This is a genomic window from Streptomyces sp. CBMA156 (assembly GCF_014596515.1).
Taxonomy (GTDB): Bacteria; Actinomycetota; Actinomycetes; order Streptomycetales; family Streptomycetaceae; genus Kitasatospora.
In genome coordinates this window covers 1-9,556 of record NZ_MSJQ01000193.1, presented here as the reverse complement: position 1 = coordinate 9,556, position 9,556 = coordinate 1, and the positions used below count along the sequence as shown (strand labels likewise).

8 protein-coding genes and 1 tRNA gene are annotated in these 9,556 nt (G+C 72.5%); 8 read left to right on the top strand and 1 reads right to left on the bottom strand.

All coding sequences use genetic code 11. The annotated features are described in order from the left end of the window. On the top strand, positions 1-740 hold a 740-nt coding region (locus BU198_RS15865; protein WP_188297501.1), incomplete at its 5' end, for a trypsin-like serine peptidase. A 99-nt stretch (positions 741-839) separates the two neighbouring features. Here the strand turns inward: BU198_RS15865 and BU198_RS15860 are convergent. Next, a tRNA-Arg gene (locus tag BU198_RS15860) sits at positions 840-911 on the bottom strand. Positions 912-1,107: 196 nt separating this feature from the next. Here BU198_RS15860 and BU198_RS15855 point away from each other — a divergent pair. The 7 genes from BU198_RS15855 to BU198_RS15825 all read left to right on the top strand — a co-directional run. Then, positions 1,108-1,566 (top strand): PleD family two-component system response regulator, encoded by a 459-nt coding sequence (locus tag BU198_RS15855; RefSeq protein ID WP_188297500.1) that lies wholly within the window; start codon positions 1,108-1,110, stop codon positions 1,564-1,566. Positions 1,567-1,650: 84 nt separating this feature from the next. Further along, positions 1,651-3,312, top strand: a complete 1,662-nt coding sequence (argS, locus tag BU198_RS15850) for an arginine--tRNA ligase (protein WP_188297499.1) — start codon at positions 1,651-1,653, stop codon at positions 3,310-3,312. A gap of 90 nt (positions 3,313-3,402) precedes the next feature. Beyond that, complete coding sequence (lysA, locus tag BU198_RS15845; protein WP_188297498.1) at positions 3,403-4,794, top strand: diaminopimelate decarboxylase; 1,392 nt, start codon at positions 3,403-3,405, stop codon at positions 4,792-4,794. Between the two features lie 139 nt (positions 4,795-4,933). Beyond that, positions 4,934-6,226 carry a homoserine dehydrogenase gene (locus BU198_RS15840; protein WP_188297497.1) on the top strand — a complete coding sequence of 431 codons (1,293 nt, stop codon included), beginning with the start codon at positions 4,934-4,936 and terminating at the stop codon, positions 6,224-6,226. A gap of 10 nt (positions 6,227-6,236) precedes the next feature. Next, complete coding sequence (gene thrC / locus BU198_RS15835; protein WP_188297496.1) at positions 6,237-7,334, top strand: threonine synthase; 1,098 nt, start codon at positions 6,237-6,239, stop codon at positions 7,332-7,334. A gap of 340 nt (positions 7,335-7,674) precedes the next feature. Further along, positions 7,675-8,613 (top strand): homoserine kinase, encoded by a 939-nt coding sequence (thrB, locus tag BU198_RS15830; protein ID WP_188297495.1) that lies wholly within the window; start codon positions 7,675-7,677, stop codon positions 8,611-8,613. A 602-nt stretch (positions 8,614-9,215) separates the two neighbouring features. Continuing rightward, positions 9,216-9,556, top strand: a 341-nt coding sequence (locus tag BU198_RS15825) for a Rho termination factor N-terminal domain-containing protein (protein ID WP_188297494.1), incomplete at its 3' end; no start/stop codon positions are given.

Here is a 9,556-nt window from a genome sequence, read left to right as displayed (position 1 = left end):
CCCCGAGCCCGAGCCCGAGCCCGACCGCCGGTCCGGCCGACCAGGCCACGGCAACGGCGACGGCGACGCCGACCACCCACGGCGCCGCCCTCGGCACCACGGGACCGGCCCCGGCCGGCGACCGCGAGACCGGGACGGTCGGCGCCCTGTTCAGCGGCGCGGTGGCGGCCGGCGACCACTTCTGCACCGCCAGCGTGCTGCACAGCGCCACCGGGAACCTGCTGCTGACCGCCGCGCACTGCCTCAGCAGCACCGACGGCGTCACCTTCGCCCCCGGCTACCGCGACGGCTCCGCCCCGTACGGCACCTGGCGGGTGACCGCGATCCACACCACCGCCGGCTGGTCCCAGAAGGGCGAGGTGGACGAGGACTTCGCGATCCTGGAGACGGCCCCCAGCAACGGCCGCGAGGTCGAGGACGTGGTCGGCGGCAACCGGCTGGGCGCCGACGAGCCGTTCGACGCGACCGTCCGGCTCTACGGCTACCCGGGCAACTCCGAGACGCCCATCCTGTGCACCAACACCACCGGGCAGCAGAGCGCCTACCAGCGGGTCGTCCAGTGCCCGGCCTACCCGGCCGGCACCAGCGGCGGTCCGTGGATCAACACCGCGACCGGCGACGTGATCGGCGCGATCGGCGGCTACCAGCAGGGCGGCGACACCGAGGACATCTCGTACAGCGCCTACTTCGACCACACCATCGCGGACCTGTACGCCCAGGCCGAGGCGGCCGCCTCCTGAGCCCGGGGCGGGAAATCCCGCCGGGCCCCGGACATGACGAAGGCCCAGATCCGTGGATCAACTCCACTGATCTGGGCCTCGATTGCACTTCCTGCGAAGTGCCCCCGGTAGGATTCGAACCTACGCACCCGCCTCCGGAGGGCGGTGCTCTATCCCCTGAGCTACGGGGGCCTGCTGGCCTGCCGGCCGCTCGCGCTTCCGACGTGAGAACAGTATCAGGCTTCGGCCATGGTCCGTGCACGGGTTCCGGGAAGATCGTCCGGGCCGGTTCCGTCCGGCGACCAGACGGCGGCCGGGCGGGGGAGCGGGGCAGCGGAAGTGTCCAAAGGCCGGACGGGGCGACGGGGCCGCCGATACCCTCGGTGAGGTGTCGGGAGTGTCCGGGCGGGTCCTCGTGGTGGACGACAGCGAGGTGATCCGCCAGCTGATCAGGGTCAACCTGGAGCTCGAGGGCTTCGAGGTGGTGACCGCCGCCGACGGTGCCGAGTGCCTGGAGGTCATCCGCCGGGTGCAGCCCGACGTGGTGACGCTGGACGTGATGATGCCGCGGCTGGACGGCCTGCGGACGGCGGCCCGGCTGCGGGCGACCCCGGACACCAGCCGGCTGCCGATCGCGATCGTGAGCGCCTGCACCCCGGCGGACCTCGACCTGGGGGAGACGGTCGGGGTGGACGGTTACCTCGGCAAGCCCTTCGACCCGGCCGACCTGGTGGCCCTGGTCCGGCGCCTCGCGGCCGGCGGGCCCGTCGGACCGTCCGCCGGAGAGGCCGGGGGACCGCCCGACGGAGTTCGCCCTGAGCGAACACGGCGTACCGATCACGGCTGAGACCCCCGCAACGACGGCGCCCGGGCGTCTCGACCGGTAAACCGGGTGGCGGGCGGGCACCCCGTCTCGCCTACGCTTGGCGTCGTGACCCCCGCAGACCTTTCCCAGGCAATCCAGGCCGCAGTGAGCTCCGCCGTCGAGGCGGGCGAACTGGCCGTCGCCGTGCCCGAGCACGTGACGGTCGAGCGGCCCAAGAACAGGGACCACGGCGACTACGCGACCAACGTGGCCCTCCAGCTCGCCAAGGCGGCCGGCAAGCCGCCGCGAGCCGTTGCCGAGGTGCTGGCCGAGCGTCTGCGAGGGATCACCGGCGTCACCAAGGTGGACATCGCCGGTCCCGGCTTCCTGAACATCACCCTGGACACCGCCACCGCCGGTGCGCTGGCGCGCACCGTCGTCGAGGCGGGCGAGGCGTACGGCCGCAACGAGGCCCTCAAGGGCCTGAAGATCAACCTGGAGTTCGTCTCCGCCAACCCGACCGGCCCGATCCACATCGGCGGCGTCCGCTGGGCCGCCGTCGGCGACTCGCTGGCGCGCGTGCTGCGGGCCTCCGGCGCCGACGTCACCACCGAGTACTACCTCAACGACGCCGGCGTGCAGATCACCAAGTTCGCCGCCTCCCTCCAGGCCGCCGCGAACGGCCGCGAGGTGCCCGAGGGCGGGTACGTCGGCGAGTACATCGTCGACATCGCCAAGGCGCTCACCGAGGCGGTCCCCGGCGTGCTCGACCTGCCCGAGGCCGAGCAGCTCGACGTCTTCCGCGCCGAGGGCCTGAAGCTCATGGTGGCCGAGATCAAGCGCTCGATGGACGAGTTCGGCACCCACTTCGACGTGTGGTTCTCGGAGCGGACGCTGCACGACTCCGGCGCGGTCGAGAAGGCCATCGACCGGCTGCGCGAGCAGGGCCACGTCTTCGAGCAGGACGGCGCGGTCTTCCTGCGCACCACCGACTTCGGTGACGACAAGGACCGCGTCCTGATCAAGGCCGACGGCGACAAGACCTACTTCGCCGCCGACGCCGCGTACTACCTGTCCAAGCGGGACCGCGGCGCCGAGGTCGCGCTCTACATGCTGGGCGCCGACCACCACGGCTACGTCAACCGCCTCAAGGCCATCGCGGCCTGCGCGGGCGACGACATGAACCACAACATCGAGGTGAAGATCGGCCAGTTCGTGAAGATGCTTCGCGACGGCGAAGAGGTCCGCATGTCCAAGCGGGCCGGCAACATCATCACGATCGACGACGTGGTCGAGTGGATCGGCGTCGACGCCGCCCGCTACACCCTGGCGCGCTCCTCCACGGACTCGACGATCACGCTGGACATCAACCTGCTGACCAGCCAGACCAACGAGAACCCGGTCTTCTACGTCCAGTACGCGCACACCCGGATGTGCGGGGTGGCGCGCAAGGCCGTCGAGCTGGGCGTGGACAAGGGCCCGGCCGAGCAGTTCAGGCCCGAGCTGCTCGCCACCGAGTGGGAGTCCGACGTGCTCGGCCACCTCGCGGAGTTCCCGCGGGTGCTGGCCGCGGCCGGCGAGCTGCGCGAGCCGCACCGGGTCGCCGTGTACCTGGAGAAGCTCGCGGGCAAGTACCACCGCCTGTACGAGAACTGCATGTTCCTGCCCAAGGGCGACGAGGAACTCACCGACACGCACCGGGCCCGCCTCTGGCTGGTCGAGGCGACGCGCACCGTGCTCGCCAACGGGCTCACGCTCCTGGGCGTGACGGCGCCCGAGCGGATGTAGGCACCACCCCCACGTGCACTGCGGGGGGCGGCTGACGGTCAACGGGGACCGTCGCCGCCCCTCGCCATAGGTCTCGAAGGACTTACGAGCATGAGTCGTTCCGCACACCCCGCAGGACCCCGTCACGGCGACGTCCTGCCCGAGGGCCACTACCAGGCCCCGCCCGCCGACCTGAACGCGCTCGACCCCAAGGTCTGGGCGTGCACCGTCGCCCGGAACGCCGAGGGCGTGGCCACCGTCGGCGGCATCGACGTCAAGCGGCTGGCCGCCGAGTTCGGCACCCCCGCCTACGTGCTGGACGAGGAGGACTTCCGGGCCAGGGCGCGCGCCTGGCGGGACGCCTTCGGCACCGAGGCGGACGTCTACTACGCCGGCAAGGCGTTCCTCTCCAAGGCCGTCGTGCGCTGGCTGCACGAGGAGGGCCTCAACGTCGACGTGTGCAGCCCGGGCGAGCTGGCGGTCGCGCTGGCCGGCGGGATGCCGCCGCTGCGGATCGCGCTGCACGGCAACAACAAGTCGGTGGACGAGCTCGAACACGCGGTGAAGACCGGCGTCGGGCACATCGTGGTCGACTCGTACGAGGAGATCGAGCGGCTCGCCGCGATCGCCGCCCGCCAGGGCGTGCGCCAGCAGGTGCTGGTCCGGGTCACCGTCGGCGTCGAGGCGCACACCCACGAGTTCATCGCCACCGCGCACGAGGACCAGAAGTTCGGCCTCTCGCTCACCGGCGGCGCGGCCGCCGAGGCGGTGCGCCGGGTGCTCGGCCACGACAGCCTGGAGCTGCGCGGCATCCACTCGCACATCGGCTCGCAGATCTTCGACATGGCGGGCTTCGAGGTGGCCGCCCGCCGGGTGGTCGGCCTGCTGGCCGGGATCCGTGACGAGCACGGCGTCGAGCTGCCCGAGATCGACCTCGGCGGCGGCCTCGGCATCGCGTACACCAGCGAGGACGACCCGCGCGAGCCGGCCGAGATCGCGGCCGCGCTGGCCGACATCGTCCGCCGCGAGTGCGCCGCCGTGCGGCTGAAGGCGCCCCGGCTGAGCGTGGAGCCGGGCCGGGCGATCGTCGGCCCGACCGCGTTCACGCTGTACGAGGTCGGCACCGTCAAGCCGCTGGAGGGCCTGCGCACCTACGTCAGCGTGGACGGCGGGATGTCCGACAACATCCGCACCGCGCTCTACGACGCCGAGTACTCGGTGGCCCTGGTATCGCGCACCAGCGAGGCGGAGCCGATGCTGGTGCGGGTGGTCGGCAAGCACTGCGAGTCCGGCGACATCGTCGTCCGGGACGCCTTCCTGCCGGCCGACCTGGCCCCGGGCGACCTGGTCGCGGTGCCCGCCACGGGCGCCTACTGCCGCTCGATGGCGAGCAACTACAACCACGCCCTGAAGCCTCCCGTGCTCGCCGTCAAGGACGGTGCGGCTCGGGTGATCGTCCGGCGCGAGACGGAGGAGGATCTCCTGCGTCTGGATATCGGATGACGAAATCCTTGTCTCAGATCATGGAACGACCGTAGATCCGTACGGAAAGTCCCGGAGACTGGTACGGACCGAAGTTTCCGGCGGCCACGGAAAACCCGCCGGAAATTACCGAAGCACGAAGAATGCAGAGCGGAGTCGGATGATGCGTACGCGCCCGCTGAAGGTGGCGTTGCTGGGTTGTGGTGTGGTGGGCTCCGAGGTGGCGCGCATCATGACGACGACGGCCGACGACCTCGCCGCTCGCATCGGTGCTCCGGTCGAGCTCGCCGGGATCGCGGTGCGCCGGGCCGGGCGGACCCGCCCCGGCGTCCCCGAGCACCTGATCACCACCGACGCCGAGGCCCTGGTCAACCGGGGTGACATCGACGTGGTGGTCGAGGTGGTGGGCGGCATCGAGCCGTCCAGGTCGCTGATCCTTTCCGCCTTCGCGCAGGGCGCCTCGGTGGTCAGCGCCAACAAGGCGCTGCTCGCCAAGGACGGCACCGAACTGCACGCCGCGGCCGCCGAGGCCGGGGTGGACCTGTACTACGAGGCCGCGGTGGCGGGCGCGATCCCGCTGCTGCGCCCGCTGCGCGAGTCCCTCGCGGGCGACAAGGTCAACCGGGTGCTGGGCATCGTCAACGGCACCACCAACTTCATCCTCGACAAGATGGACACCACCGGCGCCGGCTACTCGGAGGCGCTGGAGGAGGCCACCGCGCTGGGCTACGCCGAGGCCGACCCGACGGCCGACGTCGAGGGCTTCGACGCCGCCGCCAAGGCCGCGATCCTGGCCGGCATCGCCTTCCACACCAAGGTCACCGCGGCGGACGTCTACCGCGAGGGCCTCACCGAGGTGACCGCGGCCGACATCGCCTCCGCCAAGGAGATGGGCTGCGTGGTCAAGCTGCTCGCGATCTGCGAGCGGGCCGCCGACGGCGAGTCCGTCACCGCGCGCGTCCACCCGGCGATGATCCCGCTCTCGCACCCGCTGGCCTCGGTCCGCGAGGCGTACAACGCGGTGTTCGTGGAGGCCGAGGCGGCCGGCCGGCTGATGTTCTACGGCCCCGGCGCGGGCGGCTCGCCGACCGCCTCCGCGGTGCTCGGCGACCTGGTCGCGGTCTGCCGCAACAAGCTGGCCGGCGCCACCGGTCCCGGTGACTCGGTGTACACCAGGCTGCCGGCCAAGCCGATGGACGAGGTGGTCACCCGCTACCACGTCAGCCTGGACGTGGACGACCGCGCGGGCGTGCTCGCCCAGGTGGCGTCCGTCTTCGCCGAGCACGGCGTCTCCATCGACACCGTGCGCCAGCAGGGCCGCGACGGCGACGCCTCGCTCGTCGTGGTCACCCACCGTGCCACCGACGCCGCGCTGTCGGCGACGGTCGACAAGCTCCGCGCGCTGGACAGCGTGCGGGACGTGGCCAGCATCATGCGGGTCGAAGGGGAATAAGGAACCAGCCATGAACGCCGTTGCCGAGAACGTCGTCCGAGGCGCGCACACCCACCAGTGGCGCGGCCTGATCGAGGAGTACCGGGACCGCCTGCCGGTCACCGCGGCCACCCCGGTGGTCACCCTGTTGGAGGGCGGCACGCCCCTGGTCCCCGCCCAGGTGCTCTCCGAGCGCACCGGCTGCGAGGTCTACCTCAAGGTCGAGGGCGCCAACCCGACCGGCTCCTTCAAGGACCGCGGGATGACGATGGCCATCTCCAAGGCCAAGGAGGAGGGCGCGCAGGCGGTCATCTGCGCGTCCACCGGCAACACCTCGGCCTCCGCCGCCGCGTACGCGGTGCGGGCCGGGATGGTCTCCGCGGTGCTCGTCCCGCAGGGCAAGATCGCCCTCGGCAAGATGGGCCAGGCGCTGGTGCACGGCGCCAGGATCCTCCAGGTCGACGGGAACTTCGACGACTGCCTGACGCTCGCACGCGAACTGTCCGAGAAGTACCCGGTGGCGCTGGTCAACTCGGTGAACCCGGTGCGGATCGAGGGCCAGAAGACCGCGGCCTTCGAGATCGTCGACATGCTCGGCGACGCCCCCGACATCCACGTCCTGCCGGTCGGCAACGCGGGCAACATCACCGCGTACTGGAAGGGCTACCGCGAATATGCGGCCGACGGCATGTCGACCCGCACCCCGCGGATGTGGGGCTTCCAGGCCTCCGGCTCGGCCCCGATCGTGGACGGCGCGCCGGTGCTCAAGCCGCAGACCATCGCCACCGCGATCCGGATCGGCAACCCGGCCTCCTGGGACTTCGCGATCGCCGCGCGGGACGAGTCCGGCGGCCTCATCGACAAGGTGACGGACCGTCAGATCCTGTCCGCCTACCGGCTGTTGGCCTCGCAGGAGGGCGTCTTCGTGGAGCCCGCCTCGGCCGCCTCGGTGGCCGGTCTGCTGGCCAAGGCGGAGGCCGGCCTGGTCGACCCCGGCCAGCGGATCGTCTGCACCGTGACCGGCAACGGCCTCAAGGACCCGGACTGGGCGGTGGCCGGCGCGCCGCAGCCGCAGGTCGTCCCGATCGACCCGGAGGCGGCCGCCCGGAGCCTCGGGCTGCTCGACTGACGGGCTGTGACACCCGGCGGGCCGACCCTTTCGGGGGCCGGCCCGCCGAAGTTCTCCGCTGACCGCTTCCGTGTCAACCGAGCCGCGCACCGCCGTCCGTTCCCGGTGCGCATTCCGGCCAGAACCGCAACACACCGGATCGAAGGCCCACGGGGTGTACCGCTCGGGAACCTCTCTTCGATACTCTGGCTTCGGCCGTGTGGCACATGCCCCGGGCCCGGCGGGTCCGGGCCGCGCCGACCGTCGCGACCGCCCGCCCCGGAGGGGCCGCGGTCCGTTCCCCACCCTCGCACCGACGACGCGCTCCGCGCCGCCCGATTTCCCCAGGAGAGTCCACCGCATGGCCGGTCCTGCGTTCCGTGCCGCCGCCGTCCGGGTCAGGGTTCCCGCGACCAGCGCCAACCTCGGCCCCGGCTTCGACGCCTTCGGGCTCGCGCTGGGCCTGTACGACGACGTGGTCGTCCGGGTCGCCGACTCCGGCCTCTCCGTCGACATCGCCGGTGAGGGCGCCGAGACGCTGCCGCGCGACGAGCGCCACCTGCTGGTCCGCGCGATGCGCGCCGCCTTCGACCGGCTCGGCGGCCAGCCGCGGGGCCTCGAAATCGTCTGCGCCAACCGGATACCGCACGGCCGCGGCCTCGGCTCCTCCTCGGCCGCCATCTGCGCCGGCATCGTGGCCGCCCGGGCGGTGACGATCGGCGGACCGTCCGCGCTGGACGACGACGCGCTGCTGGCCCTCGCCTCCGAGCTGGAGGGCCACCCGGACAACGTCGCGGCCTGCCTGCGCGGCAACTTCACCATCGCCTGGACCGACGAGGAGTCGGCCAGGGCGGTCGCGCTGGAGCCGTCCGAGCAGGTCGTCCCCGTGGTGTTCGTACCGGCCGGCGAGGTGCTGACCGAGACCGCGCGCGGACTGCTGCCGAAGACCGTCCCGCTGGCCGACGCCGCCGTCAACGCCGGCCGCTCCGCGCTGCTGGTGGAGGCGCTGACCAGGCGCCCCGAGCTGCTCCTCGCCGCCACCGAGGACCGGCTGCACCAGGACTACCGCGCCTCCGCGATGCCGGACAGCGCCGCGCTGGTCGGCGCACTGCGCGCCGAGGGCGTCCCCGCGGTCATCTCCGGGGCCGGTCCGACCGTGCTGGCGCTCACCGACGAGGCGGGCGCCGACGGGGTGCTCTCCTTCGCCGGGCACCACGGCCACGGCGGTGACCCGGCGTTCGCCGCGCACCGCCTGGACGTCGACCGGGCCGGGGCCGTCGTGCTCCCACTGGACGTCTGAGCAGCGCGAACGGCCCGTCCGGGGCCCGGCGCAGGCACCCTGCCGAGCCGGCCCCGACGGACACGATTGGCAAGCGCAAGGCTGGGGAATGTCTCAGGGGGTCGGTAGTGTTAACCTCATTGCTGCACCAGGTGCCCTCCGGGGCTAGGTGCACCGCGTCCCGATCCCCGCGCTCCACGGCAGTGGAGTCCCGGCGATGCACGGGGCGACGATTCTCCGGGAGCCCACCGCAGCGCGTACGCAGCCTGCCTGCGCACATGCGGCCGCATCCCGAAGCCGTGACGGCACCTGACTCCCACCCGCGGCCTCCCACCTAGAGGCCAGGACGGGCGGAGCGCGGGCCACCGTCACGCGACGGGGGCCCGGGATTCGCAGGAAGCGTGGGGGTTACGCCCCCAGGGGAGGTCGACACACGACCGGCCCACGCGCCACTCAGCACCACCGTGCTTCACGCACCGCACCTCGTACGTAGCTCTCCCTCGACGGGCTCCCGCCATTCGAGGGATCACCGCCTCGGACCGACGCAGTCGAGCGTTGGTCAGGACAGCACAACCGGTCGCCGAGCCAGACAGGCCGACGTCCGCTCCAGGGAAGGACCCTTAGTGAGCGACTCCACCGATCTGATGGGCGCGCGCCCGGACGCCGAAGCGTCGGACGCAGCCGCCCCCGCTGCCCCGGCGCGGCGCCGCCGCAGTGCCGCCGCGGGCCTGGACGGCATGGTCCTGGCCGAGCTCCAGAAGCTCGCCGCGGACCTTGGCATCACCGGTACCGGACGCATGCGCAAGAGCCAGCTGATCGAGACCATCAAGGAGAAGAGCGGCGGGGACCCGCTGCTCGCCGCCGGTGGCGCCGCCCCGGCCGCCAAGCGCGCCGCCGCCAAGGCGGACGCCGAGGCCCCGGCCGAGAAGCCGGCCCGGCGCACCAAGGCCGCCGCCGCCAAGGC

What these genes read in the sequence shown, in the direction of transcription:
- thrC (WP_188297496.1), top strand. Translation starts at nt 6,237, where the DNA reads ATGAACGCCGTTGCCGAGAACGTCGTCCGAGGCGCGCACACCCACCAG.
- BU198_RS15840 (WP_188297497.1), top strand. Translation starts at nt 4,934, where the DNA reads ATGATGCGTACGCGCCCGCTGAAGGTGGCGTTGCTGGGTTGTGGTGTG.
- thrB (WP_188297495.1), top strand. Translation starts at nt 7,675, where the DNA reads ATGGCCGGTCCTGCGTTCCGTGCCGCCGCCGTCCGGGTCAGGGTTCCC.
- lysA (WP_188297498.1), top strand. Translation starts at nt 3,403, where the DNA reads ATGAGTCGTTCCGCACACCCCGCAGGACCCCGTCACGGCGACGTCCTG.